Below are 25,625 nucleotides of genomic sequence, written 5' to 3'. Positions count from 1 at the left end.
TCCCGATTCCCCAATCCCAACGCAAGACCGTAAAATCTGGCGATGAGCTTCCAAATCAGCGCCATCACCCTCGACCTCGACGATACGTTGTGGCCCTTTGCGCCGATCGGGGCGCGGATCGACCAGGTGTTGTACGACTGGATGCGCGAGCACAGCCCGGTCACCGCCGAGCGGTTTCCGGTAGAGGCAATGCGCGAACTGCGCGAGCGCAGCTTTGCCGACAACCCGCACCTGCATCATGACCTCAGCGCGCTGCGGCGGTTGACGCTGGAAATGGCGCTGCGCGAGAGCGGCGGCGACCTGGCCTTGCTGGAGCCTGCGTACGACGTCTTCTACGCCGCGCGCAACCAGGTGGAGTGCTACCCGGATGCGCTGGACGCGCTGGCGCGTATCGCCGCGCATGTGCCGGTGGCGGCGCTCAGCAATGGCAATGCCGATCTGCAACGCATCGGGCTGATGCATCACTTCGCGTTTCAGCTGGGCTCGCGCGAGCACGGCAGCGCCAAGCCGGATCCGAGCATCTTCCTGGCCGCATGCGCGCGGCTGGAGGTGCCGCCGGCGCAGGTGCTGCATGTGGGCGACCACGTGCGCATGGACGTGCTGGGCGCGCTGGATGCCGGGCTGCGCGCCTGCTGGATCAACCGTGATGGAGTGCAGTGGTCGCACCCGACCCAGCAACCGGATCTGGAGTTCGACTCCATGACCGGGCTGGCCGACTGGCTGGACGCGCAGCAGCCGCACCCTGACCCCGCACACGCCGGCATCCGCCTTCCCGCCTGAGCCACTTTTTGCTCGGCGCATGGCGCCGCCTCCGAGGATTTCCATGTCGCAGCTCACCGGTTTCATCGATCCCAACGCCGCAGCCTTGCCGCTGCATGTGCTCGACCGCGAAGGCTTTGCACGTTGGTGCGCCGAGCAGCCCACGCACGTGCTGTCGTGGGCACAGGCGCAACGGTTCGATGCCGCGCCGGGCAGCGTGCTGTTGCTGCCGGGCGAACAGGGGCTGGCCGGCGCGGTGCTGGGCATCGGCGACCGCGCCGATGCCTACGCCTACGCGCATGCACCGATGGCGCTGCCGCCGGCCAGCCGCTGGATGCTGGCCAACACGCTGAGCGAGAGCGAGCAGGCGCTGCTGCACCTGGGCTGGGGCCTGGGTGCGTACCGCTTCTCGCGCTACCGCAAGGTACCGCGCGCACCGGCCGAACTGGCCGCCACGCCGACACCGCAGACACGCGCCTTGATCGAGGCCTGCATCCGCGTGCGCGACTGGGTCAATACGCCGACCGAGGACATGGGCCCGCAGCATCTGGAAGAGGCCACGCGCGCACTGGCGCAAACGCACGGCGCCCAGGTCGACGCCATCGTTGGCGAGCAATTGCTGGCGCAGAACTTCCCCACCATCCACGCGGTCGGGCGCGCCTCGCACCGGGCGCCGCGGCTGATCCAGTTGCAATGGGGCGATGCGGCGCATCCGCATCTGGTGCTGGTTGGTAAGGGCGTGTGCTTTGACACCGGCGGGCTGGATCTGAAGCCGGCCGATGGCATGCGCAACATGAAAAAGGATATGGGCGGCGCGGCACATGCCTTGGCGCTGGCCGGCCTGGTGATGGCGCAGCAGCTGCCGGTACGACTGACCCTGTTGATTGCCGCGGTGGAAAACGCTGTCGGCCCGGATGCGTTCCGCCCGGGCGAAGTCATCACCACCCGCGCCGGCGTCACGGTGGAAGTGGACAACACCGATGCCGAAGGCCGCCTGGTGCTGTGCGATGCACTGAGCTACGCCACCGAGCAGCGCCCCGATCTGATCCTGGATTTCGCAACGCTGACCGGTGCCGCACGCATCGCCTTGGGGCCGGACCTGCCCGCGCTGTTCGCCAACGACGATGCGCTGGCGCAGGCCTGGCTGCGTGCCGGCGAGCAGACCCGCGACCCGGTCTGGCGCATGCCGCTGTGGCGCCCGTATCTGCGTTACCTCAACAGCCACGTCGCCGACATGGCCAACGCCGGCTCGCGCATGGCCGGTGCGGTCACCGCCGCGCTGTACCTGGAGCGCTTTGTCGCGCCGGGCCAGCTGTGGGCGCATCTGGACGTGTATGCCTGGAACGACAGCGACCGCCCCGGCCGCCCGGCAGGCGGCGAGGCGCTGGCGCTGCGCTCGGCCTTTGCGATGCTCCAGCAACGCTACGGCGGCTGAGCTCGCCGCGCACGCAACGCATGCGGGCCATCAGCATGCGCCTCAAGTCGCGCCGGTCATCCCTGGCTGCGCAGCAACGGCGCGATCGTGCGCATGCGTGTCTGCGTCGCCGGGCCGACCAGCGCAAACGCGGTCTCGCCTTCGGCCCAGTACTGCGCCAGTAGACGGCCATCGCGCCGTTCGCCGGTGGGCATCGGCCCGCTGCGTGGACGCAGATACAGGCCGATACGCGCGCCGTCGGCATCGCTGTAGACCAGCATCGCTGCCGCGCCTTCGGGTGTGGAAAGCAACTGCCCGCCGCGCAGCACATAGCCCTGCGCACGCAGATCCGGCACCACACCGGCATTGCCGAAATGCGTGCGCAACCACGGCTCCAATTCCGTACGGCGCTGCACCTCCAACGCAACGCCCGGATGCGCGTCGACATCGGCAAACAGGCGGTAGGCGGCCACTGCATCAGCCATCGGCACGCGCTGAATGGCGAGCCGGCTCTCGCGCAACTGCCAGCCCAGCCCGGTGCCCAGGCCCAGCGCCAGCACGCAACTGGCGGCCATGGCCACCAGGGTCCGGCGGCGTTGCTGCAGGCCACGGCGAATCGCTGCAGGCGTCAGCGCCAGCGTGGCCATCTCCGGCTCCAGGCCGGCGTGCGCGGCGCGCAGCGCTTCGGCATCGCGTTTCCAGCCGGCCACGCGCGCGGCCTGCGCCGGGTGCGCCTGCAACCAGGCGGCCACCGCTGCCCGTTGCGCCGGCTCCAGCCGGCCATCGACATAGGCGTGCAGTGCGTGTTCGTCAGGCGGCGGCGTGCTGGTCATTTCAGGATCCTCAATGCAGGTGCGTGGTTCACATGCCCCTCGTTCAATGCACGCAGGCGTTCGCGCGCACGCGACAGCCGCGACATCACCGTGCCGATCGGGATGCCGAGAGTGTCGGCCACCTCGCGGTAACTGAAACCCTCCACGCTGACCAGGAGCAGCAAGGCGCGCTGTTCCGGCGGCAGCAACGCCAGGCTGGCCAGCATGGCGCGGCCGTCGTGCACCTGCTCGGCCGATGCGGACTGGCTGGGCTGCTGCGGTGCGAACAAGCCCACCACGCGCTGCCAGCGCGCGGCGCGGCGCTGCCCGTCCAGAAACTGCCGGTACAGGATGGCGAACAGCCACGGCTGCAGGGCCTCGGCGGTATGGCGGGTGCGCCAACGCCGCAGCGCACGTTCCAGCGTGGCCTGCACCAGGTCGTCGGCGCTGGCGGGCTCGCCGCTCAGCGAGCGCGCGAAGCGACGCAGCGCCGGCAGCACAGCACGCAGTTGGTCATCGTCCAGAGCATCCATCGGCAGGTTTGGTGGTGGCATCACAAAGTAGACGCGCTGGAGCGTGGACTATTCCCAAGTTCGATGCGCGTGCCACAACGCCTGGGCGATCACGGGAATAAGTCGGCCTGCACGTCGTCTCACTGCATCGACCACTCACCGCACCGACCCCTGGAGCCAGCCATGACCTTGCCACCTCCTTCCCCACCGCCACAGCATGGACGCGTTCGCGTGGCGCCCTTGCTGGGGATCGCCGCGATTGCCGGCGGCCTGGCGGTTGCGTTCGCCTGGACCGCCGGCTGGATCGGTGGCGACCGGCTGACCGCCGCGCGCATGACCGACACCATCGAGGCCAGCGGGCCGCCGCATCCGGGCTTTCGCCGCGCACATACCAAGGGCGTGTGTGTGAGCGGGGACTTCAAGTCCAGCGGCAAGGCCACCTGGCTGTCGTCGGCACGCATCTTCAGCCAGGCCAGTACGCCGGTACTCGGGCGCCTGTCGATCGGCGGCGGCGACCCGCATGGCGCCGATGGTGCGGCACGCGTACGCAGCATGGCATTGCTGTTGCGCAGCGACGACGGGCAGGAATGGCGCACCGCGATGAACAGTTTTCCGTTCTTCGTGGTGGCCACGCCGGCCGGTTTCCAGGCATTGAACGTGGCATCGCGGCCGGACCCGGCTACCGGCAAGCCAGATCCGGCCAAGCTGGCCGCGTTCGGCAAGCAGTATCCGGAAGCGGCCAAGTTCCAGCAGTGGGCCAAGACCGCACCGTGGTCCAACAGCTGGGCCAATACGCAATACAACGGGGTCAATGCGTTCCGCGCGATTGCCGCCGATGGACGCGAGCGCTACATCCGCTGGTCGATGCGTCCGCATACCCCGTTCCAGGAGCTCAGCGCCGAACAGCGCGCGCAGGCCGATGGCGATTTTCTCGCCACCGATCTGGACACGCGCCTGGCGCAGGGGCCGCTGCGTTGGGACCTGGTGCTGACCATGGCCGAGCCGGGCGATGCGGTGGACGATCCCTCGCAGCCATGGCCGGAAAGCCGCAAGCAGATCGTCGCCGGCACGGTATCGATCGATCATGCCGAGCCGCAGGCCACCGGCCCGTGCCGCGACCTGAATTACGACCCGCTGATCCTGCCCAAGGGCATTGCCGGATCCAACGACCCGATCCTGGCGGCGCGCTCGTCGGTGTATTCGCAATCGTTCAACCGGCGCGAGCATGAGATCGCCAATGGCACAGGCAGCGCCGCCACCGGCCAGGGAGCACGCCAATGAGCAGCCATACCCACTTCAATCTGCCCGCACGCGTGCTGCACTGGTTGATGGCCGCGATGATCCTGACCATGCTGTTCGTCGGCGTGGGCATGGTGGCTTCGGTGACGCAGCGGCCGTGGTTGATCGATCTGCATCGCCCCTTGGGCATTGCGATCCTGATCCTTGCGGTGCTGCGCCTGATCAATCGCCTGCGCAACCGCCCGCCACCGCTGCCGGCCGACCTGCCGGCCTGGCAGAAGGCCGCGGCGACCGCTTCGCACTGGTTGTTGTATGCGCTGATGCTGGGCATGCCGTTGATCGGCTGGGCGATGCTGTCGGCCGGCGCTTATCCGATCGTGCTATGGCCGGGCGCGAACCTGCCGGCGATCGCGCCGCACGATCCTGCGCTGTACGCCTGGTTGCGGAGCGCGCACGGCTGGTTGGCGTACCTGTTGTTCGCCACCGTGCTGGGGCATCTGAGCGCGGCGCTGTTCCATGCCTGGGTGCGCCGCGATGGCGTGTTTTCCAGCATGGCGCGTGGCGAGCGGTCTGCGCGTTGATGGATGGCTGCTGGCTCCCTTCTCCCGCCGGGAGAAGGTGCCCCGCAAGGACGGATGCGGGTGCGGGCGAAGCATCGGGTTGACCGCCATCTGGAGTGGCGTTGCCGCGCACCCTCACCCCTCTCCCGGCGGGAGAGGGGCTAGGATTTAACGCTGGCGTTTTGTCTTGGCCGCTGGCGCGGATGCTTGGATGCCCTTGCCGGTGGCGGCCCAGTAAATCCCGCCGTACAGATGCTCAAGATAACGTGGGTCGTTGTAGGCCTCGGCCAGGTGGCCGAGCGCGGTGGCGAACACGCGGCCGCCTTCGAAATGGTGGTACCAGGCCACCGGGTGCTGCTTGCCCATGCCCTTGGCGACCTGGCCCGGCCAGATCAGCGTGGGGTCGTAGCTGGTTTCGTCCACCGTCATCAGCGTGACCAGGTCGTCGCTGTACGGCGGATCGTATTCGTACCATTCGTCGGTCCACACCCAGCGCGCGGGCAGGCCGGCAGTGGCCGGGAAGTTGGCGTCCACCACGTCGACCATCGCGGTCTGCATGTACGGATGGGTGCGGAACGAGCGGCCGATCAGATGGTCGTACCACTCCCACTCGCCGCGCTTGATCGCAAACGCCTTGTGCACCGCCACCACGCCGCCGCCGTTGCGCACGTAGGCCTGAAAGTTCGCACGCTGCGTGGGATCCAGATCGGTGGCCGGCGTATTGAGCAGCACGATTGCCGCGTATTGCGATAGATCGCCATCGAAGGCCTTGGCATTCCACGCCCACACCAACTCGACATAATGCTTGCGCGCCATCGCTTCGAATTGCGGCTTGGCGACCGGGATATAGTCGTGGTGATACTGGTTGGGAATCGCCGCCACCAGGATCTTGAACTGCTCGGCAGACGCGTTGAATGCGCACACCATCAGCAGGCCCAACAGCCACAGGGATTTCATGCCGTTCGCTCGCAGGGATCGTTCTGGCCCGGCAGTGTACCCGCGCCTGCGCGGCATGCTTTTCGCGTTATTTGGAATAGCGGCAGGCAGCAATGCACAACGGATACGCGGCGCAGCATGCCATCCATTGCTGCGCTCGCTGATAGCGCAACGCGTCTGCGTCACCGCGTCACAGCCAGCCTTTCTGCCGCGCCAGCCGATACGCTTCGATGCGATTGGCCACGCCCAGCTTGCCGATGCATTCGGACAGGTAATTGCGCACCGTGCCATGCGACAACTGCAATTGCTGCGCGATCTCGCTGGCCGTGCGGCCTTCGCCGGCCAGCCGCAACACCGTGCGCTCGCGTTCGCTCAAGGGATCGGCTTCGACCCAGGCGTCCAGCGCCAGTTGTGGGTCGATCACCCGCCCGCCACGCTGCACCTGACGCAGGGCGCCGACCAGTTGTTCGGCCGGCGCGTCCTTGAGCAGATACGCCGCCACACCGGCATCCAGCGCGCGGCGTAGAAATCCCGGGCGGGCGAAGGTGGTGACGATCATCACCCGCAGCGGCAGCGCCTGGCGCTGGATGCGCTGGGCCAGCTCCAGGCCGGTCAGGCCAGGCATTTCGATATCGGTGATCAGCACGTCCGGCTGCAGTCGTTGCAGCTCGCGCCAGGCAGTTTCGCCATCGCCTGCGCTGCCGACCACCTCGATATCGTCTTCCAGCCCAAGCAAGGCGACCAACGCGCCACGCAGCAGCGCCTGGTCTTCGGCCAACAACACCCGGATCATCGCGCGCGCTCATATGCAGACAACGGTGGCGCACGATAGCAGCGCTTGGGCCCGCCGTGCATTGCGTGCAATGCGGTGGACGTGTGCGCGATCAGCGCGACGGTGGCAGCAGCGGCACCGGCAAGGGCGGCTGCGCCGTCGCCAGCGTGGGCTGCGGCAACGGCACGCTGGCGCGCAGGCGCATGCCGCGCGGCAGCGCTTCCACTTCCAGCGCGCCGCCCAGGCCGTGCAGGCGTGTGCGCATGCCGTCCAGGCCATTGCCGGGCACGATCACCCCGCCACGCCCATCGTCGCTGATGTCCAGCACCGCCTGCTCGCCCTGCGCGCGCAGGCTCACGCGCATCCGCCTGGCCTGCGCATGCCGTTGCACATTGGTGGCCGCTTCGCGCACCACCAGTGCCAGTGCGGTTTCGTGTTCGGGCGGCAAGGCCAGCGTTTCCAGTGCGTGTTCCAGCACGATGCCGTCCATCTCCAGCAGTACCCGCGCCGACGCCAGCTCGGCCACCAGCCCGGCGGCGCGAATGCCGGTAACCGCACGCCGCACCTGCGCCAGGGCATCGCGCGAAATCTGCGCCACCGCATCGATCTCGCCGCGCGCGGCCTGCGGATCGCGCGCGATCAGGCGCGCGGCCAGATCGGACTTGAGTGCCACCAGCGACAAGGTGTGGCCGAGCAGATCGTGCAGGTCGCGGCCGATGCGTTCGCGCTCGGCGGTGGCGGCCAGCCGGCGCACTTCGTCCTGCGACAGGCGCAGCAACGCGTCCTTGCGTTCGTTGATGCTGTACACCGCACCGACACCGGCCATGCCCAGCACCGACACCGGCAGCCACACCAGCGATTGCAGGCGCATTCCCAGCCAGTGCGCCCAGCCCAGGTAGAGCACGTTCATCACCACCAGCATCGCGAAGTGCCGCCACAGGGCCTGCCGTGTGGACGGGGGCAGGCTCAGGCAGGCGAAGACGAAATAGCTGATCCCCGAGGGATACACCGGCAGCAACGCGGCGCTGAGCACACCCATCGCCCAGGCATAGCGATACAGGGTGCCGCGCGGCGCCAGCAACATGCGCGCATACAGCAGCAGGAAGACCGGATACGACAGCAAGGTGCACAGCAGCCAGGTGCTGTCGTACCCCCGCGAGGAAAACACCGGCACCACGAACACCCAGCTCGACCACAGCAGATGCACACCATCCATCCACGGCGACTGGCCCTGCGCCAGCCGCGCGGCAACCTGCGAATTGGCGGCGGGGCGAAGCCAGGCGGGTAACGACACGCGCATCGGGGTGGGTCCATGTGGGTGATCGGATTCTGCCACTGCCGGGCCCGACCGGGCGCCCGATGCTGCAGCCTCGCCCATCCTGAGGGGCGCGGCCAGTTGCCACTGTCATGCACGGCAGGTGACAGCTGTCACTGGTGGATGCCGCCATCGCGGTCGCATGCTGCGCAGCACCTGGCAGCAGCGTTGGTCGCGCTACCGTTCGTCGCCGCGATCGCATTGGTGACTTCCGGCAGCTTGCGGCGCCGCCTGCGGCCGGTCACATTTCGCGCAGCATCCCGTCCTGGTCATCGATGAATACTTCCGCCGATCTGCTCAAGCAACTCCGCATCGACCGCCAGCGTCCTGCCGCCCCCGAACCTGCACGGCGCGGCGGCTGGGTCATCGCCGCCGTGATCGTCATCGTGCTGCTGGCGGCCGCGGCGTGGTGGTTCACCCGCCGCCCGGTGGCGAAGGTACAGACCGCAGCGGTGGTGGCGATCAGCGCCGGCAGCAGCAGTGCCTCGGTGCTGGACGCATCGGGCTACGTGGTGGCGCGGCGCATGGCCACGGTGTCGGCGCAGGTCACCGGCAAGGTGCGCGAGGTGATGATCGAAGAAGGCATGCGCGTCGAACAAGGCCAGGTGATGGCCACGCTGGACCCGCTGGATGCCGATGCGCAGCGCACGCTGTCGGCATCGCAGCTGTCGGCCGCACGCAGCCAGGTCGACAACATGCAGGCGCAACTGGCAGTGGCCAATGCCGATGCGGCGCGGCTGCAATCGTTGGTCGGTGCGCAACTGGTGTCGCGCTCGCAGTACGAGCAGGCCACCGCACAGCGCGATGCCTTGCGCGCACAGCTGCAGAATGCGCAACGCAATGTGCGCGTGGCATCGGACCAGCTGGCGATCTCGGCAATCCGCTCGGACTTCAACGTGGTGCGTGCGCCGTTTGCCGGCGTGGTCACCGCCAAGGCCGCGCAGCCCGGCGAAATCGTCTCGCCGCTGTCGGCCGGCGGCGGCTTCACCCGCACCGGTATCGGCACCATCGTGGACATGGAATCGCTGGAGATCGAAGTGGAAGTGGGCGAGTCCTACATCGGCCGCGTGCAGCCGAAGATGCCGGTGGAAGCGGTGCTCAACGCGTATCCGGAATGGAAGATTCCCGGCGAGGTGATCGCCATCATTCCCACGGCCGACCGCGGCAAGGCCACGGTGAAGGTGCGCGTGGCGCTCAAGCTCAAGGACCCGCGCATCGTGCCGGAGATGGGCGTGCGGGTGAGCTTTCTGGAGCGGGCCAATACGCAGGAGGCCAGCAAGCCGCAAGGCGTGCGCGTGCCGGCTGCGGCACTGGTCGAACGCGACACGCGCACGGTCGCGTTCGTGGTCGGCGAGCGCAACACCGTCAGCATGAAGACGGTCACTCCCGGGATGGTGATGGGCGAGGACCGCCAGGTGGTGTCGGGTTTGAGTGCGGGCGACACTGTGGTGCTGGATCCGCCGCAAGGCCTGAAAGACGGCGACACGGTGGCCGAAGCCGACGCGGCCGCTGCCGAGTAACTGCGCCGGTCACTGCAGTCACCAGCTGGGCAGCGACGCCGCTCCGGGGAGCGCGGCGCCCACGGTGGCGGCAATGGCTGATGCGGTCGTGGCACCTGGATGGCGCTGCGATCGCGCAAGGCGATGCAACCACATAGCAACGATCACAGCGGCGTTGGTGATCCACAGCCAGCGGCTGTCATCGGTCAGTGCAGACCTAGCCGCCTGGCTTGTCGCCGCCATGCGTCGTCGCGCACGTCACCCAGCAGTTGCGTCTGTCGTCATCCAGCCTCGCACCGTCTTGCCGCCTCACCGTCACCGCATCGCCGTGTTGCCGCCTCATGCAATCGCGGTCGCCATGCCGCATCGCGCTTGCCTCTTTCCATTGCACCGCCAGGAGTCGCCATGACCGCTCTCGTCAGCTTGCGCAACATCACCAAGACCTACCAACGCGGCCCCGAGCAGGTGCAGGTGCTGCACGGCATCGACCTGGAAATCGCCAGTGGCGACTTCGTCGCGTTGATGGGTCCGTCCGGCTCGGGCAAGACCACCTTGCTCAATCTGATCGGCGGGCTGGACAACCCCAGCGGTGGCGAGATCGAGATCCAGGGCGAGCGCATCGACCGCATGAGCGGCGGCCAGCTCGCGACCTGGCGCAGTCACCACGTCGGCTTCGTGTTCCAGTTCTACAACCTGATGCCGATGCTCACCGCGCAAAAGAACGTGGAGCTGCCGTTGCTGCTCACCGCGCTCAACGCCGCGCAACGCAAGCGCAATGCGGAAATCGCCCTGACCCTGGTCGGCCTGCAGGAACGCCGCAACCACAAGCCCAGCGAACTGTCCGGCGGCCAGCAGCAGCGCGTGGCGATTGCACGCGCGATCGTGTCCGACCCCACCTTCCTGATCTGCGACGAACCCACCGGCGATCTGGACCGCCATAACGCCGAGGAGATCCTGCGCCTGCTGCAGGAACTCAATCGCGAACACGGCAAGACCATCGTGATGGTGACCCACGACCCCAAGGCCGCCGAGTACGCTACCCATACCATCCATCTGGACAAGGGCGAGCTGGCCGATGCGCCGCTCGTGCTCTAAGGGAGTGCTGCCATGAAGTATCTCTGGCTGGTGTGGGCGCAGTTGTTCCGCAGCAAGACCCGCACCTTGTTGACCTTGCTGTCGGTGGTGGCGGCGTTCCTGCTGTTCGGCATGCTCGATTCGGTGCGCGTGGCCTTCACTTCCGGCGGCAGCGTCAGCGGCGTGAACCGCCTGGTGGTGGCCTCGCGCCTGTCGATCACCCAATCGCTGCCGATCAGCCTGGAGCCGCAGATCCGCAGCGTGCCGGGCGTGCGCGATGTGACCTCGGCGATGTGGTTCGGCGGCATCTACCGCGACCCGAAGAATTTCTTCCCGAACTTTTCGGTAGCGCCCAATTTTTTCGACGTCTACAGCGAGTACGAGCTGCCCAAGGAACAGCTCAAGGCGTTCCAGACCACGCGCACCGGCGCCATCGTCGGCGAGACCCTGGCCAAGGCCAATGGCTGGAAGATCGGCGACACCATTCCGCTGCAGGCCACCATCTTCCCGCGTGGCGGCAGCAACGACTGGCCGCTGCAACTGGTGGGCATCTTCCGCATGAAGGACCGCGCGGTGGCAGCCAACCAGGAACGCCAGTTGATGATGAACTGGAAATACTTCGACGAGTCCAACGACTACATCAAGAGCAGGGTCAGCTGGTACACGGTGACGTTGCGCAACGCCGACCAGGCCTCGCGTGTGGCGCAGGCGATAGACGCGTTGTCGGCCAACTCCGATCATGAAACCAAGTCGCAGACCGAATCGGCGTTCCAGCAGGCCTTCATCAAACAGTTCGCCGATATCGGCCTGATCGTCACCTCGATCATGGCCGCGGTGTTCTTCACCTTGCTGCTGCTGACCGGCAACACCATGGCGCAGGCGGTGCGCGAGTGCATACCGGAGCTGGCCACGCTCAAGACGCTGGGCTTTCAGGACCGCACCGTGTTGAGTCTGGTGATGGTGGAGTCGGTGCTGTTGATCGGCCTGGGCGGGTTGATCGGCATGGGTCTGGCATCGCTGGTGATCCCGCTGGTGGCCGCACGCAGCGGCGGGGTGATGCCGGTGCAGGGCGTGCCAATGCAGACCTGGTTGGTCGGGCTGGGCCTGATGGCCGGCATCGGCATCGTGGTGGGTGTGCTGCCGGCGCGACGCGCGCAGCGCTTGAAGATCGTCGATGCCCTCGCCGGCCGCTGACAGGAGCAGGCAAATGCAAACCCAATGGAAGAACCGTCTGGTCAATCTGCTGTCGGTCGTGTCACTGGCCGTCGGGTTGGCCGTGTGGATCGCGCTGCCGTGGATCGGCGTGCTGGTCCTCGCCGCCTTGCTGGCGGTGTGGCTGGTTGTCACCCGCAGCGGCCGGCTGTCGTTGGCCGCTGCACGTATCGGCATCGCCACGCTGCCGCAACGCTGGGGTGCCAGCTCGGTGATCGTGGTCGGCATCGCCGGTGTGGTCGGCGTGCTGGTGGCGATGCTGGCGATGGGCCAGGGGTTTCAGGCCACGCTCAACAGCACCGGCGACGACACCACCGCGATTGTTCTGCGCGGCGGCTCGCAGGCCGAGACCAACTCGGTGATCACCCGCGACCTGGTGCCGCTGATCGGCAGCCTGCCCGGCATCGCCGCCGATGCCAGGGGCCGCCCGCTGCTGTCGCCGGAGCTCTCGCAGGTGGTCAACATCGCCTCCAGATCCGATGGCACCGACGTCAACGCACAACTGCGTGGCGTGGGCGAACAGGCCTGGGCGGTGCACGACAAGGTCAGGCTGGTGCAGGGACGGCGCTTCACCCCCGGCCTGCGCGAGATCGTGGTCGGCAAGGGCGCGTTGACTCAGTTCCGCGGCCTGCAGCTGGGCAAGACGCTCACCCTCGGCAGCCAGCAATGGACCGTGGTCGGCGTGTTCGCCTCCGGCGATGCGCACGATTCGGAGCTGTGGACCGATGCGCAGACGCTGGCCACCACCTACAACCGCAGCGCCTACCAGTCGATCAGCGTGCGCACCGCCGGCAAGGCCGGTTTCAGCCAGTTCAAGACCGCCATGGCCGCCGATCCGCGGCTCAAACTGGATGTGGAAACCACCCGTGCCTACTACGGCAAACAGGGCGGTGGCTTGAACAGGTTGATCAGCATCCTGGGCACGGTAATCGGCGCGATCATGGCGGTGGGCGCGGTGTTCGGCGCGCTCAACACCATGTATGCGGCGGTGGCCACGCGCGCGCGCGAGATCGCCACGATGCGCGCGATCGGTTTCCGCGGCACGCCGGTGATCATGGCGCTGATGCTGGAGACCATGCTGCTGGCGCTGCTGGGCGGCTTGCTCGGTGGCCTGATCGCCTGGGCCATCTTCAATGGTTACAGCGTGTCCACGCTGGGCAGCAACTTCAGCCAGATCGTGTTCCAGTTCAAGGTCTCGCCGGAGCTGTTGTGGAGCGGGCTCAAATGGGCGCTGGGCATTGGCCTGGTCGGCGGGCTGTTCCCGGCCTTGCGGGCGGCGCGGTTGCCGATCACCACTGCCTTGCGTGAGGTGTAGCGCGGGCCTTGGCCCGCCGGGAATCGGGAATCGGGAATCGGGAGTGGGGATTGGTGACAGCCAAAGCGGAGCAAGTGCGCTGCTGCGGCTGAACGCAGTGCGGGCTGTCATCGTTCTGTCACTGCACTGCGGTAGATGCGCGGGTCGGGCAGGCCGTAGGCTGCCCGGCCGTTGCATCCATCGATCTTCGCCCATGACGCGCCTGATTCTGCTGGCCTGCGCCTGCCTGTGGCTGGCCGGCTGTTCCTCGTCCTCCACCTCGCTCAGCGAGCGCCTGGTTGCACCCGGCGGCACCTCGCCATTGCTGGATGAGGAGCGCATTGCCGCCACCATCGCCACGGTGCCCAACCGCAGCGGGCATGTGGTCACGCGCGATCAGGTGCCGATCTTCTGGCGCGCGATCGACCCCGGCCAGTACGCCATGCACTACCGCTATCTCGGCCAGCGCCACGATCCGGCGCATGCGCTGGATGTCGATTTCAGTTTCAAGGTGCCCACCGCGGCCCCACCGACGCCGCGCGGCACCGTGGTGCTGCTGCATGGCTGGATGATGGATGGCGATTCGCTGCTGCCATGGTCGCTGGAGCTGGCACAGGCCGGCTACCGGGTGATCACCATCGACCTGCGCAACCACGGCCATTCCGGCGGTGGCCCGTCCGGTTACGGCACGCGCGAATCCGACGATGTCATCGACGTGCTCAATGCGCTGCAACCGCGTGGCGAGATCCGTGGCCCGCTGTACCTGTTCGGCATTTCCTACGGCGCCGCCACCGCGCTGTTCACCGCCGACAAGCTCGGGCCGCGTGTGACCGGCGTGGTAGCGATGGAATCCTTCGCCAACGCCGGGCGCGGCATTCGCGACATGGTCCCGCACCTGCTCGCCAGCCAACCGAATGGCTGGCGTGGGCAGGCGGTGGCCGCGTATGCGCGCTGGCGCTATGCCGACCAGGATATCGATGCGGTGATCGCCGCCGCCGACCGCCAGCTGCAGCTGGACCTGGACCACGTCGATGTCACGCAGGCCTTGGCCGACACGCGCAGCTGCGTGCTGCTGGTGCACGGCGATGCCGATCAGCACATCCCGGTCGCGCATGGGCGTGCGCTGGCGCTGGCCAGCCCGCGCGCGCACTACGTCGAGCTGCCTGGGGAAACCCATCTGAGCCTGCCGCTGCGGCTGGATCTGCTGGGTGGACCGATCGACCAATGGCTGGCGCAGACGCAACAGGATCCAGGCCACTGCCCCGCGCCGCAGGCACTGCCGACCTCCACGCTGGCGGTGGCGACACCGGCGTTGGCGCCGCGCGGCTGAGAGCGGCTGTCAGACGTCGCCAACGGTCGTCAGGCGGGAGCGGACCGCGCGTTCCGAAACGCTGGGTCTGAATGACATGCCGATGACTGCACCCGCACCGCGGTGAACGCAGTCGTCTGTTGCTCGCTCTGAATCCAGGCAGGAGCTGCGCATGTTGCTCGCCCTGAATCCAGGCAGGAGCTGCGCAACGGCAGGCTGTCGAAGCGCGCACCGCGCTGCTGCCCACCGCGCAACGCAGCCGCTGCGCGATTGCCCGGATCGCGCAGCGGCCGATGCTTAAGGCGTCACCACCACCGGCCGCCGCTGCCGCCACAGGCTATCGCCGACGAACAGCAGCAGCCCCACCCAGATCGCGGCAAATCCGATCGCGCGCCCCTGATCGAACGGCTCGTGGAAGAACCACACGCCCAGCAGCAACTGCAGGCTCGGCGCGATGTATTGCAGGATGCCCACCAGCGACAGCGGAATCCGCCGCACGCCATACGCAAACCCGATCAGCGGCACCGCGGTCAGCACGCCGCCCAAGATCAGCAGCAGATCGGTACGCAGATCCCAGCCGCTCAGGAAGGCGCCGCCATGGCCCTGCTCGCCCCAGCCCGCCAGCAGCAGCGCCGGCACGAACAGGTACACGCTTTCCACGCCCAGCCCGGCCACCGGATCCACCGCCACCAGCTTGCGCAGCAGGCCATAGGCACCGAACGAGAACGCCAGCCCCAGCGCGATCCACGGCGGCGCACCGGCATCCAGGGTCAGCCACAGCACGCCCACCGCCGCACACACCACCGCCACCCACTGGATGCGCTGCAGGCGTTCCTTCAGCACCAGCACGCCCAGCAACACGCTCAGCAGCGGATTGATGAAATACCCCAGGCTGGCCTCGATCACGTGCCCGGCGTTGATCGCCCAGATATACAGGCCCCAGTTGAACGCAATCGCCACGCTGCTGCCGGCCAGCATCCATAGCGCGCGCGGCTGCGCGGCGATGGCGCGCCACCAGCGCAGGCCCGAGCTGGCCAGCAACCACGCCACCACCAGCAGCGCGCTCCAGACGATGCGGTGCGCGATGATCTGCAGCGACGGCACCGCCTTGAGCAGGTGCCAGTACAGCGGCACCAGGCCCCAGATCACGAAGGTCGATGCGGTGATCAACAGCCCGCGACGCGCCTCGGTCGGCGAGACCGCCGTCATCGCCGCGCCTTGGCCAGGGTCACCACCAGCACGCCGGACAGGATCACCGCCATCGCGCCGATGTCGTGCGCGCTGAAACGCTCATGCCCCAGCCACGCACCCAACGCCACCGCAATCACCGGGTTGACGTAGGCGTAGCTGCCGGCCAACGCCGGGCGCACGTGATGCAGCAGCCACACGTAGGCGGTAAATGCCACGATCGAGCCGAACACGCACAGATAGGCCACGGCCAGCAGCCCCTGCGAGGTCGGCAGGCTCTGTGGGCGCTCGCCGATCAGCAGGCCGGTGCTGACCAGCAACACGCCGCCGCACAGCATCTGCCCGGCGGCAGTCATGAACGGCGACGGCAGGTCGCGTCCGCGCGACCACACCGAGCCGAAGGCCCAGCCGATCGGCGCGATCAGCAACAACACCAGCCCGCCCGGCGTGGCGGTCAGGCTGCTGCCGGCGTTGAGCCAGACCACGCCCAGAAAGCCGATCACGATACCCAGCCATTCGCCACGGCTGGCGTGCTGCCCGCGCAAGGCGCCGAACAAGGCCATCCACAGGGGCACCGATGCCACCGAGGTGGCGGCCAGGCCCGACGACACGCTGCGCTCGGCCAGCACCACCATGCCGTTGCCCAGCAGCAACAGGGCCGCGCCCATCATCGCCACGTTCTTCCATTGCGCGCGCGTCGGCGCAGCCACCCCGCGCCAGCGCAGTACCGCATACAGCACCGTGCCGGCCACGACGAAGCGCGCCCCGGACACCATGGTCAGCGGCAACGCGCCGCCTTCCAACGCAAAGCGGATCGCCAGATAGGTCGAGCCCCAGACCACATAGACCAGCAACAACGCGACAACGACCAGGCCGCTGCGCGCAGGCGCCACAGCATCGTGTGAAGAGGACATCGAAGATTGCCAAATACAGCGGAAGCTTCAATTCTAGATCACCTGCCCACGCCAACGTCGTACGCCTCTCGGGCGCCTGCCGCGGTATGGTGCGCATTGATCCCCGGCCCGGAGTGCATATGCAGCGTCGCGTCCCCTGGTTGATGTTGGCCGCCCTGACCGTGCTATCGGCCAGCGCATTGGCACGCGTACCCGAACCCTGGGAGCCCAGCGGGCGCAAGCTCCTCGAGGCCGGGCTGGACGGTTCGTTGGCGCCGGAGATCGCGCCCGAACAAACCGAGCTCAAGGTCATGCTCTCGGCGAACCGCGCCGGCGCTTACCTGCTCGGCGTCGCCAGCAGCAGTTACCGCACGCAATGGTGCATGCCGGCCGGCAAGAGCGGCCCGCCGGACATGCAGGCGATCATCAGCGATATCGGCGCGCTACCCGATGCACGCCTGGACGAGGCCGCACCCGCATTGATCGTACAGGCGCTGGCCAAGCGCTACCCGTGCCGCAAATAGGCGGCGCGGTCGCCGCAAGCCGGCTCGACCAACCGCCACGCAAGGGCCGGATGCACTGACGTTCGCCTCGCCGATCGCCCGACGCCCGGGCTCGAAAGCAGCAGGCGTTTGCATACCACCGGCCCTACTTGCGCGCGGCGTCGCTGCTGGCGCGGATCGCCTTGAACTCCGAACCGTCCTGCCAGCTCGGCCACTGCCGGCCGTTGGCCAGCGCCACGCCGACATCGTAGACCAGGGTGGTGTCGGCCGCGTGGCCGCTGGCATCCCATTGCGGGGTCCAGCGATCGCAGGGCTGGTGATAGCACTCGGCAAAATACTTGTCGCGCAGCGCCTTGCCGGCCGCCACGCCGCCGTCGAGCATGTCCAGCCCGGGACCGGCGGTGATCGCCGGCACGCCCATGCGCGCAAAGGCGAAATGGTCGGCGCGGTAGAAGAAGCCCGCTTCCAGATTCGGGTCCGGCGAATAGCTGCGGCCGCGCGCCTTGGCCGCGGTTTCCAGATCGCCTTCCAGCGACACCCGTCCACGTCCCCACGAGGCGATATCGCGGGTGGGGCCATCGGGGCTGAACATCTCCATGTTGAGCACCGCCACGGTCTTGTCCAGCGGCGCCAGCGGATGCGCGGCGTAATAGTTGGCGCCGAGCAGGCCCTTCTCTTCTGCCGTCAACGCGATGAAATACAGCGTGCGCTGCGGCTTGGGGCCGGCCGCGAACACGCGCGCCAGTTCCAGCACGCTGGCCACGCCGGTGGCGTTGTCCACCGCGCCACGCCGCACCGTGTCGCCGCCGGCATCGGCCTTGCCCACGCCGAAGGCATCCCAGTGCGCGGAGAAGATCACCGTCTCGTCCGGATGCTGGCTGCCGGTGAGCTTGGCCACCACGTTGTGCGTGACCACGCGCTCGCGCTTGAGCTTGAAGTCCACCGACAGCGTCGCATCGCCCAACGCCACCGGGGCGAAGTCGCGCTGCTGCGCGCGCAGCTTGGCCTGCGCAAAATCCAGCCCGGCGCGCTGAAACAGCGACACCGCCAACGTCTGCTGCATCCAGCCACGCACCGGCACATGCTGCGCCTTCGCATCGGCATCGCTGCGTTCGATATCGAACAACGGCGACAGGCCCGAACTCTGCACCGTCGCCCAGCCGTACGCGGCCGGCGCGGTCTCGTGCACGATCAACACACCGGCGGCACCACGACGCGCGGCCTCTTCGTACTTGTAGGTCCAGCGGCCGTAGTAGGTCACCGCCTTGCCATCGAAGGCGCCAGGCTGGCTGGATTCGAAGTCGGCATCGTTGATCAGCATCACCGCGATCTTGCCGCGCAGGTCCACGCCCTTGTAGTCGTCCCACTGCCGCTCCGGCGCACTGATGCCGTAGCCCACGAACACCAGCGGTGCATGCTTCAAGCGCACCGCGTCCTGCGGACGCAGGCTCTGCAGGGTCACATCGGTGCCATTGACCAGTGTCTGGCTCTTGCCGCCGACACGCAGGCTGGCGCGCACCGGGCCATCGACCTGGGCGCGCACCAACGGCACCGCCTGGGTCCAACCGCCCTGCTCGCCACCCGGCTGCAGGCCGCCAGCCTTGAACTGCTCGACCAGGTAATCGACCGTGCGCTGCTCGCCGGCACTGGCCGGCGCACGGCCCTCGAACTCGTCCGAGGCCAGCAGGCGCACATGCCGCGACAACGCTTCGGCATCGATGCCGCCACCGGGCAGATCGTTGGCGGCCTGCGCCACGCCCCCCACGAACAGGCAGGCGGACAACAACAGGATGCGCATCGGATTCACGGCATGGCCTTGCAACAGATAGATGACACACAGTTTACAAGCGCGCGGCCGCCACGGGAGCGCTTTGGGCCGCGTTGGCAGGCGCGATGTCTTCTTTCTCTAGCAGGCCCCTTGGGCTGCATGGATGCTGTCACGGAGCTCGATGGCGGATTTACCGTGTGTCCTGCAAGCGGCAAAGACACCGCGCGCTCCGCTCACAGAGCTCTTGGTTCACGCCTCTGATCGCGCCTAAACATGACTAGGGTTCGAAGTCTCGATTGCTTTGGCGTTGTGCTTCGAGAGCCTGGACAGTGCGGATAGATCAGCTGCAGAGCTGATGATTTGCAGCTTGGCTGCAAGGCCCTTGCCCGCCCACCATCGCGGGACACGCCGCAAGTACGTCCATGTAGGCTCTTACGCGGCATCCATGCCGCGTAAGGTCCCGCGACGGTGAGCGGACAAGGACCCGTCGGGATGGTCGGTGTGCATGGTTGCAAGCAGAGCATGAAGCGCACTGGCCGGTCACTTGTGCGTTCGACCAGGCCTCACCATCTTTCGATCACAAGCCGAGCGGCGGACAGGCGTCAACACGCAACTTAAAACGTCTCAGCTACTACCACTAGCCGAGCAACAAGCTTTCAAAAGCAGCCGACCAACTCTCTGGTGCGGTGTCCTCGCCGATTGCGGGGACCGTGTGGCGGCGTGGATGCCGCCACCGCGCCTCCACGCACGGATTCAAGGCGTGTCCCGCAAGCGGTGAGGGCACCGCGCGCTCGACCGACGCGGCTTTTGACTGTTGCCGAACGACGCGACGACTCGCTGCAGCGTTCTAGTGGGGTGTTACCCACTCCAGTGGTGCTAATTGGTACGCGTCGCGCGATCCAGCCAGCACGCCAGGCCCTGCGCGTTGAGTTCGATATCGGTGCCCAGTAGCTGCGCCACGCGTGCATCATCCAGCCGGCAGCCGTGCAGGCGGGCGCGTTGCAGATACAGGTCGGTCAGCGCCGCCACCATGCAGCGATGGCGGTCAGCATGCTGCGCGCAGTCCAGCGCGATGGCGGTCATCGCATGGATCTGCTCGACCAGTGCCTGCGCCAGCGGTGCCGGCGATTCGACCCGGCCGTAGTGGGTGAGATACATCGCCTGCGGCGCGGCCTCCATCAGCCGCGCGATCGAGTGCAGCATCGCCTCGGCTTCGAATTGCACCGGCGAGGAGGTCGGCAGGATGAAGGCGCCTTGCGCGCTATCGAGCTGGCGATACGACAGGCCGAAGGTGTCGCCAGTGAACCAGCTGCGGCTGCGCGCATCCCACACGCACAGATGATGCCGTGCGTGGCCCGGCGTCTCGATGGTGCGCAGCGCGCGCTCGCCCAGCATCACGGTCTGTCCGTCGGCCGCTTCCACCACGCGCTCGGCCGGCACCGGCACGATCGCGCCGTAACTGCGCGCCATTTCCGCCGCGCCGTACACCGCCGTGGCCCCGGCAATCAGCCGGGTGGGATCGATCATGTGCGGTGCGCCGCGCGGATGCACCAGCACCCGCGCATTGGGCAGATGCTGCAGCAAGGCACCCGCTCCTCCGGCGTGATCCAGATGCACGTGGGTCAGGATCAGCCAGTCCACCTGCGCCGGCGTCAGCCCGGCCGACTGCAATGCGGCCAGCATCTGCGGCACCGACAGCGAAGTGCCGCAATCGACGAAGGCGCCACGTTGCGCCTCGACGATCAGGTACGCCGCATCGAACTGCACACCGCCAAAGCCGGTGTCGATGGTGTGGATGCTGGAATCGGCAGTCGCTGTCATTGCTCCCCCCACGGCTATGCGAGAGGCCACAGTCTAGCCACCGGCTCCACGAGTGTCGTTACGCCTCGCGCAACACGCGCAGCGCCGCCAGGATCACCTCCGCCTCCACCTGCGCATGCACGCCCGGCAATTGCAGGTCGCTGCCTTGCCCGGCCTGCTTCAGCCGCGCAATCAGTTGGCCCGCATCGCGTGGCGAGGCGAAGCCATCGCTCTGCAGCAACAACGCACCGGCGCCATCGGTCAACTTGAAATAGAACTGCCCGTCGCTCTCGCGGTATTGCTTGAACACCGGCGGCGCGCTCTTCTCGCCCACCGGCGTCGCAGCCGCATCGCCCTGGCTGGACAGATCGCGCAGCCCCACCGCAGCACGCAGCTCGGCCAAAAACGGCGTGGCGTAGCGTGCGCGCAGACGTGCGCCACCGGCGCGCAGGATCGCCTCGATCTTGGCCGGCTCGGCCATCAGCGCCTCGTAGCGCGTGCGCAGCGGTGCGATCTCCTGGTCGATACGCTCGAACAGCTGCTGCTTGGCGTCGCCCCAGCCGATGCCATCGGCAAAAGCCTGCGCAAAGGCCGCCGTTTCCTGCGGCGTGGCGAAGGCCTGGTACAGCTGGAACAGTGCCGACCCCTGGGTGTCCTTGGCTTCGCCCGGCGCGCGCGAATCGGTGAGGATGGAGAACACCAGCTTGCGCAGTTCCTCGCGCGGTGAGAACAGCGGAATCGTGTTGCCGTAACTCTTGCTCATCTTGCGGCCGTCCAGACCCGGCAAGGTCGAGACCTGCTCGTCGATCACCACCTCGGGCAGGGTGAAAAACTCGCGGCCATACACGTGGTTGAAGCGCTGGGCGAAATCGCGCGCCATCTCGATATGCTGGATCTGGTCGCGCCCCACTGGCACCTTGTGCGCGTTGAAAATCAGGATGTCTGCAGCCATCAGCACCGGATACATGAACAAGCCGGCGGTCACGCCCGCATCATCGTCTTCGCCGTCGGCGCGATTCTTGTCCACCGCCGCCTTGTAGGCATGCGCGCGGTTGAGGATGCCCTTGCCTGCCACGCAGGTCAGCAGCCACAGCAACTCGGTGGTCTCCGGCACATCGGACTGGCGATAGAACCACACCGTTTCCGGGTCCAGGCCGCAGGCCAGCCAGCTGGCGGCGATCTCCAATGTGGAGCGCTGCGTCCGCGCCGGGTCCTGCGCCTTGATCAGGCTGTGCAGGTCGGCCAGGAAGTAGAAGCTTTCCGCATCGGCAGCCGTACTGGCCTGGATGGCCGGGCGGATCGCGCCGACGTAATTGCCCAGATGCGGGGTGCCGGAAGTGGTGATGCCGGTAAGGACGCGAGTGGTCATCTGCGTAAGGCCAGGGAGTCAGCACGCAAGTTTAGCGGTTCCGTGCCCCTGGCATGACCGCAACCGTGCCTTGTGCCTGCCGCTACCGGCTTCGGCGGCAGACGCAAAACGAGCCGCATCGAGCGGCCCGTCCTGTGCAGTTGGCGCTCACCACGGCGGGTGGGCGCGGTTGCGCGGCACCGTCAGGTGTCGTCGCGCAACGACTTTTCGAAGGCGCGCACCTCGGTCTGGGCGCGGTCGCGGTCCCAGCCGTAGCGCTCCTGGAGCTTGCCCTGCAGATATTCGGCGTTGCCCTCGGCAACCTTGAAATCGTCGTCGGTGAGGTCGCCCCACTTGGCCTGCGCCTTGCCCTTGAGCTGGGTCCACTTGCCGGAAATGATGTCAGTGTTCATTGCGTCGACTCCGCTGATGCGGCCGCGATTGACCGTCTGCGCAGGTTGACCACCGCACCGTTCGCCGCAGATCAAAAGCCGTCAAACCCGCACTCACCGCACTGAACGGTTGCCGACGCTTGCGGCGCAGTTCTATGTATGGCCGCGCCGTCGCATGCCCAGATGCGTCGCCGCGCTGCCCTGCCTGCGCAAGGCATCAGGCAAAAAAAACGGGCCTTGCGGCCCGTTTTTTCTGCATGCAGCGCTAGATTACTTGCGCGCAGCGTCTTCCACCTTCTCGCCAGCGCCCTGCACGTCCTTGCCGGCACCTGCGACGGTGTTGCAACCCGACAGCATACCGACCGACAACACCGACAGCACCAGCAGCACAATTGCACGCTTCATAACAGACTCCTTCGTGGGTAAAGCGGCGGCTTGCCGCAGATCAATCAAATCAAACAACTAGGATTCAAAACGCAAGGATCAGCACTTACCGTCGCTGCAATTGTCGGCCTTCTTTTCGACCTTCTCACCTGCACCCTGCATGTCCTTGCCCGCGCCGGCCATGGTGTTGCAGCCAGTCATCACGCCGGCCGAAAACAGGCCCAGTACCATCAGTGTCAGCAGTCGCTTCATCGGTCTTCCTCAGTTCTGCGTTCGGTGCAGACGCACCGTGTCTGGCGACAAATCTGACTGCGCGGCCGTGGATTTGATGTGAACGCGGCGTGCTGCGTTCAGCGATTGATCAATCTCGCATCAGTGTTGACTTGCCGAACAGGCTCTCGACCAGATCCACCGCCAGCTCGGCGGTGGCGTTGCGGTTGTCCAGGACCGGATTGAGCTCGACGATGTCCAGCGACCCCATGCGCCCGGTGTCGGCGATCATCTCCATCACCAGCTGCGCCTCGCGGTAGTTGGGCCCACCCGGCACGGTGGTGCCCACGCCCGGTGCGATGCTCGGGTCCAGGAAATCCACGTCGAAGCTCACATGCAGATGGGTGTCATCACTCATCCCCTGAAGGGCGGTCTCCATGGTGCGCTTCATGCCGGCCTCGTCGATGTAGCGCATGTCGTAGACATCGATGCGGTGCTGTTTGATCAGGCGCTTTTCCTCCGGGTCCACCGAGCGGATGCCGATCTGCCGCACCTGCTCGGGCAGCAACGCCGGTGCGCTGCCGCCCAGATGCGTCAACGCCTGCGGGCCCAGCCCGCACAGGCAGGCTACCGGCATACCGTGCACGTTGCCCGACGGTGTCACCTCACTGGTATTGAAGTCCGAGTGCGCATCCAGCCACAGCACCCGCAGCGGGCGTTGCTGCTCGCGGCAGTACTTGGCCACCGCGGTGATCGAACCGATGCCCAGGCAGTGGTCGCCACCGAGCATGACCGGCATGCGGCCGGCGCGCAGCTGCGCATAGCTGGCCTCCATCAGCGCCTGGTTCCAGGCCACCACCTCGTCCAGATGCCGGTAGCCGGCCTGCGGGGCTTGCCAGGGATTGCGCGGGCCGTCCAGGTTGCCCAGGTCGTGCACCTCCACGCCGCGGCCGATCAAGGCCTCCTGCAGCCCGGCGATGCGCAACGCCTCCGGCCCCATCCGCGCACCACGGTGGCCGGCACCGATGTCGGTGGGAACGCCAATCAGGGAAACCGGCAGGTACTGCGTCGCCATGCATTGCTCCAGCATCGAGAAAGCGCTGCAGTCTAGTCGCCGGCTCGTGCGCTGACGCGCGGCAGCGCAGCACGACGTCCGGCCTGCGTCACCGATCACGCAATCGCATTTGCCACTGCAGCAATCGAAAGTGCGGCCGATAGTGCGTAGCGGGCAATGGTCGGACCGGTACGGATGGCAGGCGCAACACCGCGGTACAGGCGCGCTGCAGTCAGGCCGGAGCACTGGCAGTGCATCGGCCGCGCCCGCTTGGCGGCGGCGACCAGCGCGTGCTGGCCGCTTGAAGTGACGTGGTTGGGCAGTTTGTGGCGTATCTGCGCTTTGCGGACTGTGCTTGTCTGACCGCACAGTTAAGAGATTGAGGGTGCTATGACGATGACGGAAGGTGCCGATGCTACTGTTCGCCCGCCAGCGCGGGACCCGGTGTCATCGACAAGGTCTTTCATCGCGCAGCGGGTTTCGTACAGGGGAGGATTTCATGCCGCATAACGCCGTCAACCAGGTCGTCAAGGCTGCCGTGGGCGAGGTCGCGCGGGCGTCGCACCAATACGATCTGCAGCGCATCGGGCGCGAGTTCGCGCAGACCATCGAGCGCGAGCCGGGCATCCGTCTGCTGATGCTGTCCACTGCCGACGGGCGCGCCATCGCCGAACAATCCAGCCTGGATGTGGACGGTCGCCGGCTGGCAGCGATGGCCAATTCGTTCCTGACCCTGGGCGAGACCCTGGCACGCGAATCCAGTCTGAGCGAAGCCGACTACGCCACCATCAGTACGCGCGGCGGGCAGCTGGTGCTGATCCGCATTCGCGCCGACAAACCGCTGACGCTCACCGCGGTGGGCAGCAGCGATCTCAATGCCGCAGCGCTGCTGTTCAACGCACGCGACTGCGCCGGCCGCCTGGCGACAGCGCTGGCGCAGCCGGCCGACTGAGCGTTTGGCACTGTTCGTGCTTGTGCCAGTGCACTGAATTTCTCACCGCTCGTAAGGACGACCCGTGTCAAAACTCAATCTGGAACACCTGCATTCGATCGCCGGCTTCGTCGGCGCTGCCCTGGTCGATAGCGACAGCGGCATGGCGCTGGGCATGACCGGCGGCACCGATCTCAACCTGGAACTTGCCGCAGCCGGCAACACCGAGGTGGTGCGTGCCAAGCGCCGTATCGCCGAGCAGCTCGGCCTCAACGACACCATCGAAGACATCCTGATCACCCTGGCGCGTCAATACCACCTGCTGCGCCCGCTGGAGAGCAACGGCACCTTGTTCCTGTACGTCGTGCTGGATCGCGCCAAGGCCAATCTGGCCATGGCCCGTCATGAGCTCAAGGCGTTCGAGAAGACCCTGGACTTCGGTTGATG

At 67.1% G+C, this 25,625-nt stretch carries 26 protein-coding genes; 12 read left to right on the top strand and 14 right to left on the bottom strand.

The window, feature by feature from the left end; all coding sequences use genetic code 11:
• The first annotated feature begins 42 nt into the window (after positions 1 to 42).
• Positions 43 to 780, top strand: a complete 738-nt coding sequence (locus GGR73_RS19700) for an HAD family hydrolase (RefSeq protein WP_184458433.1) — start codon at positions 43 to 45, stop codon at positions 778 to 780.
• A 43-nt stretch (positions 781 to 823) separates the two neighbouring features.
• Positions 824 to 2,194 (top strand): leucyl aminopeptidase family protein, encoded by a 1,371-nt coding sequence (locus GGR73_RS19695; RefSeq protein WP_046344885.1) that lies wholly within the window; start codon positions 824 to 826, stop codon positions 2,192 to 2,194.
• A gap of 56 nt (positions 2,195 to 2,250) precedes the next feature.
• Here GGR73_RS19695 and GGR73_RS19690 read toward each other — a convergent pair whose 3' ends face one another.
• Both GGR73_RS19690 and GGR73_RS19685 read right to left on the bottom strand, forming a co-directional pair.
• Entirely contained in the window at positions 2,251 to 3,006 is a 756-nt protein-coding gene (locus GGR73_RS19690; protein ID WP_102251080.1) for an anti-sigma factor family protein, read from the bottom strand.
• Positions 3,003 to 3,518, bottom strand: a complete 516-nt coding sequence (locus GGR73_RS19685; protein ID WP_184458431.1) for an RNA polymerase sigma factor — start codon at positions 3,516 to 3,518, stop codon at positions 3,003 to 3,005. Before GGR73_RS19685 ends, GGR73_RS19690 begins: the two co-directional genes overlap by 4 nt.
• A gap of 162 nt (positions 3,519 to 3,680) precedes the next feature.
• On the opposite strand from GGR73_RS19685, the gene GGR73_RS19680 reads away from it, so the two are divergent.
• Positions 3,681 to 4,778: a catalase family peroxidase gene (locus GGR73_RS19680; RefSeq protein ID WP_184458429.1), complete on the top strand. Its 1,098-nt coding sequence runs from the start codon at positions 3,681 to 3,683 to the stop codon at positions 4,776 to 4,778.
• Complete coding sequence (locus GGR73_RS19675) at positions 4,775 to 5,317, top strand: cytochrome b (protein WP_016902642.1); 543 nt, start codon at positions 4,775 to 4,777, stop codon at positions 5,315 to 5,317. Before GGR73_RS19680 ends, GGR73_RS19675 begins: the two co-directional genes overlap by 4 nt.
• A gap of 147 nt (positions 5,318 to 5,464) precedes the next feature.
• On the opposite strand, the gene GGR73_RS19670 is transcribed toward GGR73_RS19675, so the two are convergent.
• The 3 genes from GGR73_RS19670 to GGR73_RS19660 all read right to left on the bottom strand — a co-directional run bounded on the left by GGR73_RS19670 (position 5,465) and on the right by GGR73_RS19660 (position 8,304).
• Entirely contained in the window at positions 5,465 to 6,253 is a 789-nt protein-coding gene (locus GGR73_RS19670; RefSeq protein ID WP_184381515.1) for a ThuA domain-containing protein, read from the bottom strand.
• A 169-nt stretch (positions 6,254 to 6,422) separates the two neighbouring features.
• A complete protein-coding gene (locus tag GGR73_RS19665; protein ID WP_184458427.1) occupies positions 6,423 to 7,025 on the bottom strand; it encodes a response regulator transcription factor in 603 nt (200 codons plus the stop codon).
• A 91-nt stretch (positions 7,026 to 7,116) separates the two neighbouring features.
• Positions 7,117 to 8,304 (bottom strand): sensor histidine kinase, encoded by a 1,188-nt coding sequence (locus GGR73_RS19660; protein WP_065033469.1) that lies wholly within the window; start codon positions 8,302 to 8,304, stop codon positions 7,117 to 7,119.
• Between the two features lie 290 nt (positions 8,305 to 8,594).
• On the opposite strand from GGR73_RS19660, the gene GGR73_RS19655 reads away from it, so the two are divergent.
• The 5 genes from GGR73_RS19655 to GGR73_RS19635 all read left to right on the top strand — a co-directional run bounded on the left by GGR73_RS19655 (position 8,595) and on the right by GGR73_RS19635 (position 14,728).
• Entirely contained in the window at positions 8,595 to 9,839 is a 1,245-nt protein-coding gene (locus tag GGR73_RS19655; protein ID WP_161961239.1) for an efflux RND transporter periplasmic adaptor subunit, read from the top strand.
• Positions 9,840 to 10,223: 384 nt separating this feature from the next.
• Entirely contained in the window at positions 10,224 to 10,913 is a 690-nt protein-coding gene (locus GGR73_RS19650) for an ABC transporter ATP-binding protein (RefSeq protein ID WP_024939051.1), read from the top strand.
• A gap of 12 nt (positions 10,914 to 10,925) precedes the next feature.
• Positions 10,926 to 12,086 (top strand): ABC transporter permease, encoded by a 1,161-nt coding sequence (locus GGR73_RS19645; RefSeq protein ID WP_184458426.1) that lies wholly within the window; start codon positions 10,926 to 10,928, stop codon positions 12,084 to 12,086.
• Between the two features lie 13 nt (positions 12,087 to 12,099).
• The gene (locus tag GGR73_RS19640) at positions 12,100 to 13,419 is read left to right on the top strand and encodes an ABC transporter permease (protein WP_039512617.1); all 1,320 of its coding nucleotides are present in this window, start codon (positions 12,100 to 12,102) and stop codon (positions 13,417 to 13,419) included.
• A gap of 193 nt (positions 13,420 to 13,612) precedes the next feature.
• A complete protein-coding gene (locus GGR73_RS19635) occupies positions 13,613 to 14,728 on the top strand; it encodes an alpha/beta fold hydrolase (RefSeq protein ID WP_184458424.1) in 1,116 nt (371 codons plus the stop codon).
• A 276-nt stretch (positions 14,729 to 15,004) separates the two neighbouring features.
• Here the strand turns inward: GGR73_RS19635 and rarD are convergent, their stop codons facing one another.
• On the bottom strand, positions 15,005 to 15,916 hold the full coding sequence (gene rarD, locus GGR73_RS19630) for an EamA family transporter RarD (RefSeq protein WP_102251087.1): 912 nt from the start codon (positions 15,914 to 15,916) through the stop codon (positions 15,005 to 15,007).
• The gene (gene yedA / locus GGR73_RS19625; RefSeq protein WP_102251088.1) at positions 15,913 to 16,809 is read right to left on the bottom strand and encodes a drug/metabolite exporter YedA; all 897 of its coding nucleotides are present in this window, start codon (positions 16,807 to 16,809) and stop codon (positions 15,913 to 15,915) included. Before yedA ends, rarD begins: the two co-directional genes overlap by 4 nt.
• 86 nt (positions 16,810 to 16,895) lie before the next feature.
• On the opposite strand from yedA, the gene GGR73_RS19620 reads away from it, so the two are divergent.
• Positions 16,896 to 17,312 (top strand): Rap1a/Tai family immunity protein, encoded by a 417-nt coding sequence (locus GGR73_RS19620; protein WP_046344903.1) that lies wholly within the window; start codon positions 16,896 to 16,898, stop codon positions 17,310 to 17,312.
• A 124-nt stretch (positions 17,313 to 17,436) separates the two neighbouring features.
• Here the strand turns inward: GGR73_RS19620 and GGR73_RS19615 are convergent, their stop codons facing one another.
• The 7 genes from GGR73_RS19615 to rocF all read right to left on the bottom strand — a co-directional run bounded on the left by GGR73_RS19615 (position 17,437) and on the right by rocF (position 24,268).
• A complete protein-coding gene (locus GGR73_RS19615; protein ID WP_456363015.1) occupies positions 17,437 to 19,089 on the bottom strand; it encodes a M28 family metallopeptidase in 1,653 nt (550 codons plus the stop codon).
• Between the two features lie 846 nt (positions 19,090 to 19,935).
• The gene (locus tag GGR73_RS19610) at positions 19,936 to 20,880 is read right to left on the bottom strand and encodes an MBL fold metallo-hydrolase (protein ID WP_184458422.1); all 945 of its coding nucleotides are present in this window, start codon (positions 20,878 to 20,880) and stop codon (positions 19,936 to 19,938) included.
• 58 nt (positions 20,881 to 20,938) lie between these two features.
• Entirely contained in the window at positions 20,939 to 22,228 is a 1,290-nt protein-coding gene (locus tag GGR73_RS19605) for a tryptophan--tRNA ligase (protein ID WP_184458420.1), read from the bottom strand.
• Positions 22,229 to 22,410: 182 nt separating this feature from the next.
• Positions 22,411 to 22,620 carry a CsbD family protein gene (locus GGR73_RS19600; protein ID WP_016904514.1) on the bottom strand — a complete coding sequence of 70 codons (210 nt, stop codon included), beginning with the start codon at positions 22,618 to 22,620 and terminating at the stop codon, positions 22,411 to 22,413.
• 249 nt (positions 22,621 to 22,869) lie between these two features.
• A complete protein-coding gene (locus GGR73_RS19595; RefSeq protein ID WP_016904515.1) occupies positions 22,870 to 23,004 on the bottom strand; it encodes an entericidin A/B family lipoprotein in 135 nt (44 codons plus the stop codon).
• 78 nt (positions 23,005 to 23,082) lie between these two features.
• Positions 23,083 to 23,235 carry an entericidin A/B family lipoprotein gene (locus tag GGR73_RS19590; protein ID WP_006451340.1) on the bottom strand — a complete coding sequence of 51 codons (153 nt, stop codon included), beginning with the start codon at positions 23,233 to 23,235 and terminating at the stop codon, positions 23,083 to 23,085.
• Between the two features lie 109 nt (positions 23,236 to 23,344).
• On the bottom strand, positions 23,345 to 24,268 hold the full coding sequence (gene rocF, locus GGR73_RS19585) for an arginase (RefSeq protein ID WP_046346094.1): 924 nt from the start codon (positions 24,266 to 24,268) through the stop codon (positions 23,345 to 23,347).
• Between the two features lie 478 nt (positions 24,269 to 24,746).
• Here rocF and GGR73_RS19580 point away from each other — a divergent pair, with 478 nt between their 5' ends.
• Together GGR73_RS19580 and GGR73_RS19575 are read left to right on the top strand one after the other, a co-directional pair.
• On the top strand, positions 24,747 to 25,199 hold the full coding sequence (locus GGR73_RS19580; protein WP_054591235.1) for a roadblock/LC7 domain-containing protein: 453 nt from the start codon (positions 24,747 to 24,749) through the stop codon (positions 25,197 to 25,199).
• Positions 25,200 to 25,263: 64 nt separating this feature from the next.
• Positions 25,264 to 25,623, top strand: a complete 360-nt coding sequence (locus GGR73_RS19575; protein WP_016904518.1) for a roadblock/LC7 domain-containing protein — start codon at positions 25,264 to 25,266, stop codon at positions 25,621 to 25,623.
• Positions 25,624 to 25,625 lie beyond the last annotated feature (2 nt).

The organism is Xanthomonas sp. F14 (assembly GCF_014199865.1).
Note: the sequence above shows the minus strand (reverse complement) of the source record. Positions and strands in the feature narration are given on the sequence as shown.

Bases quoted from the DNA above. Each gene is read 5' to 3' on its own strand.
- GGR73_RS19700 (WP_184458433.1), top strand. From the start codon at position 43: ATGAGCTTCCAAATCAGCGCCATCACCCTCGACCTCGACGATACGTTG.
- GGR73_RS19695 (WP_046344885.1), top strand. From the start codon at position 824: ATGTCGCAGCTCACCGGTTTCATCGATCCCAACGCCGCAGCCTTGCCG.
- GGR73_RS19690 (WP_102251080.1), bottom strand. From the start codon at position 3,006: ATGACCAGCACGCCGCCGCCTGACGAACACGCACTGCACGCCTATGTC.
- GGR73_RS19685 (WP_184458431.1), bottom strand. From the start codon at position 3,518: ATGGATGCTCTGGACGATGACCAACTGCGTGCTGTGCTGCCGGCGCTG.
- GGR73_RS19680 (WP_184458429.1), top strand. From the start codon at position 3,681: ATGACCTTGCCACCTCCTTCCCCACCGCCACAGCATGGACGCGTTCGC.
- GGR73_RS19675 (WP_016902642.1), top strand. From the start codon at position 4,775: ATGAGCAGCCATACCCACTTCAATCTGCCCGCACGCGTGCTGCACTGG.
- GGR73_RS19670 (WP_184381515.1), bottom strand. From the start codon at position 6,253: ATGAAATCCCTGTGGCTGTTGGGCCTGCTGATGGTGTGCGCATTCAAC.
- GGR73_RS19665 (WP_184458427.1), bottom strand. From the start codon at position 7,025: ATGATCCGGGTGTTGTTGGCCGAAGACCAGGCGCTGCTGCGTGGCGCG.
- GGR73_RS19660 (WP_065033469.1), bottom strand. From the start codon at position 8,304: ATGCGCGTGTCGTTACCCGCCTGGCTTCGCCCCGCCGCCAATTCGCAG.
- GGR73_RS19655 (WP_161961239.1), top strand. From the start codon at position 8,595: ATGAATACTTCCGCCGATCTGCTCAAGCAACTCCGCATCGACCGCCAG.
- GGR73_RS19650 (WP_024939051.1), top strand. From the start codon at position 10,224: ATGACCGCTCTCGTCAGCTTGCGCAACATCACCAAGACCTACCAACGC.
- GGR73_RS19645 (WP_184458426.1), top strand. From the start codon at position 10,926: ATGAAGTATCTCTGGCTGGTGTGGGCGCAGTTGTTCCGCAGCAAGACC.
- GGR73_RS19640 (WP_039512617.1), top strand. From the start codon at position 12,100: ATGCAAACCCAATGGAAGAACCGTCTGGTCAATCTGCTGTCGGTCGTG.
- GGR73_RS19635 (WP_184458424.1), top strand. From the start codon at position 13,613: ATGACGCGCCTGATTCTGCTGGCCTGCGCCTGCCTGTGGCTGGCCGGC.
- rarD (WP_102251087.1), bottom strand. From the start codon at position 15,916: ATGACGGCGGTCTCGCCGACCGAGGCGCGTCGCGGGCTGTTGATCACC.
- yedA (WP_102251088.1), bottom strand. From the start codon at position 16,809: ATGTCCTCTTCACACGATGCTGTGGCGCCTGCGCGCAGCGGCCTGGTC.
- GGR73_RS19620 (WP_046344903.1), top strand. From the start codon at position 16,896: ATGGTGCGCATTGATCCCCGGCCCGGAGTGCATATGCAGCGTCGCGTC.
- GGR73_RS19615 (WP_456363015.1), bottom strand. From the start codon at position 19,089: ATGCGCATCCTGTTGTTGTCCGCCTGCCTGTTCGTGGGGGGCGTGGCG.
- GGR73_RS19610 (WP_184458422.1), bottom strand. From the start codon at position 20,880: ATGACAGCGACTGCCGATTCCAGCATCCACACCATCGACACCGGCTTT.
- GGR73_RS19605 (WP_184458420.1), bottom strand. From the start codon at position 22,228: ATGACCACTCGCGTCCTTACCGGCATCACCACTTCCGGCACCCCGCAT.
- GGR73_RS19600 (WP_016904514.1), bottom strand. From the start codon at position 22,620: ATGAACACTGACATCATTTCCGGCAAGTGGACCCAGCTCAAGGGCAAG.
- GGR73_RS19595 (WP_016904515.1), bottom strand. From the start codon at position 23,004: ATGAAGCGTGCAATTGTGCTGCTGGTGCTGTCGGTGTTGTCGGTCGGT.
- GGR73_RS19590 (WP_006451340.1), bottom strand. From the start codon at position 23,235: ATGAAGCGACTGCTGACACTGATGGTACTGGGCCTGTTTTCGGCCGGC.
- rocF (WP_046346094.1), bottom strand. From the start codon at position 24,268: ATGGCGACGCAGTACCTGCCGGTTTCCCTGATTGGCGTTCCCACCGAC.
- GGR73_RS19580 (WP_054591235.1), top strand. From the start codon at position 24,747: ATGCCGCATAACGCCGTCAACCAGGTCGTCAAGGCTGCCGTGGGCGAG.